The sequence below is a fragment of the Arthrobacter sp. Hiyo1 genome (genome assembly GCF_001263615.2).
In the GTDB taxonomy this organism is placed as follows: domain Bacteria; phylum Actinomycetota; class Actinomycetes; order Actinomycetales; family Micrococcaceae; genus Arthrobacter.
Genome location: NZ_DF952476.1, coordinates 11,552 through 13,376, shown reverse-complemented (window position 1 = coordinate 13,376; position 1,825 = coordinate 11,552). Strand labels below are relative to the sequence as shown.

Genomic DNA, 1,825 nt, shown 5'->3' with positions numbered 1-1,825 from the left:
CGCGGAGGCACCGGGGTCGGAGCACCCGGCGAGCCCCGGGAGTACGACGGCGGGCAGCACCGCGAGCGCGAGAAGCCTGGTTTTGATGCGTGGCATTAGGTTGGTTCCTCAGATGTTGAAAGCTGGTTCGATGACTTTGGAGAAGAAGCTCCGCGTCCGGGGTTCACGGGGATTCGCGAAGATCTCCTGGGGACTGCCTTGCTCAACGATCTGGCCCTGATCCATGAAGACCACGGTGTCTGCGACGTCGCGGGCGAAGCCCATTTCGTGCGTGACGATGATCAACGTGGTGCCGGAGGTGGCAAGTTCGCGGATGACGTCCAGGACCTCGTTGACCAGCTCCGGATCGAGGGCCGACGTCGGTTCGTCGAAGAGCAGGATCTTAGGGTCAAGGGCAAGCGCCCGGGCGATGGCAACGCGCTGTTGCTGGCCGCCGGACAACTGCCGCGGATAGGCGTCGGCCCGGTCCTTGAGGCCCACGCGGTCCAGGAGTTCCAGCCCGCGCTTGCGCGCTTCGGCCTTGTTCCGGTGGAGCGCGACGACGGGTGCTTCCGTCACGTTTTCCAGCGCGGTGAGGTGCGGGAACAGGTTGAAGTTCTGGAACACCATGCCGATGTCCGTGCGTTGCTTGAGGATGTCCTTTTCGCGCAGTTCGTGCAGCTTGTTTCCGCGGACCTGGTAACCCACCAATTGGCCGTCGATGGTGATGTACCCGCCGTCCACCTTTTCCAAGTGGTTAATAGTCCGCAGAAGCGTGGACTTCCCCGAGCCGGAGGTCCCACGATCACGGCGACGCCGCCTGGCGGCACCGTCAGGGACACACCCTTGAGGACTTCCGTTCCCCCAAAGGACTTGCGGACGTTGGTGATTTCCACGTGGCCGCGGGTTGCAGCGGCGGCTGGCGCCGCCGTCGTCGGGCTCTCAGCGGGAAAAGCAGCGGTGCTCATCGGGCGTCCTTCGCTCGGTCAAAATTCACGGGTGCGTGGGTGGCAAAGAACTTCCTTGCCTTCTGCAGCGGAGTGAGCGGCAAGTTGCGGACGGCGCCCTTCGAATAATGCCGCTCGATGTAGTACTGGAAGACGCTCAGGACCGAGGTAATGGCGACGTACCAGAGGGTCGCCACGAGGAGCAGCGGAAGGACTTGCTGGGTGCGGTTGTAGATGACCTGCACGGTGTAGAAGAGCTCGGAATAGGCCAGGACATAGACGATTGAGGTGCCCTTGACCAGGCCGATGATCTCGTTGAAAGCGGTGGGCAGGATGGCCCGCATGGCCTGCGGCAAGACGATCCTGGTGGAGCGTCGCCACGCCGGAATGCCTAGGGCCGCGGCTGCCTCGAGCTGGCCCTGATCCACCGAGAGGATGCCGCCACGGATGATCTCCGCCGAGTACGCCGCCTGGTTGAGGGTCAGGCCCAGGACTGCCGCAGCGAATTGGCTGATGAGCGTGGTGGTCTGGACCTCGAAGAAGCGGATATCCGTGAAGGGGATGCCCAAGCTGACTTTCTCGTAGAGGTAGCCCAGGTTGTACCAAAGCAGCATCTGCACCAACAAAGGAGTGGAACGGAAGATCCAGGAAAACGTCCAGGACACCGACAGCAGCAGTGGCGAGGCCGACAGCCTCATGAGGGCCAGGATGAAACCGAGGACAAAGCCGAGCGCGCCGGAGATGGCCGTCAGCTTGAGTGTCTCCACGAGGCCGTTCACCACGGACTGCGCGGTGAACCATTGCGCCACCACGCCCCACTCCCAGCGCGGATTCGTCGCGAGGGACCAGGCCACCGCCACGACGCCAAGCGCCACCACAACCGTGCCTACCCAGCGCCA

The 1,825-nt window shown here is 63.3% G+C and carries 1 protein-coding gene and 1 pseudogene; both read right to left on the bottom strand.

The genetic code is table 11. From position 1 onward, the window contains the following. Positions 1–108 precede the first annotated feature (108 nt). A pseudogene (locus AHiyo1_RS20495) lies at positions 109–947 on the bottom strand (amino acid ABC transporter ATP-binding protein). Then, positions 944–1,825, bottom strand: an 882-nt coding sequence (locus tag AHiyo1_RS20490) for an amino acid ABC transporter permease (RefSeq protein ID WP_059389809.1), incomplete at its 5' end; no start/stop codon positions are given. The gene AHiyo1_RS20490 and the pseudogene AHiyo1_RS20495, both read right to left, overlap by 4 nt.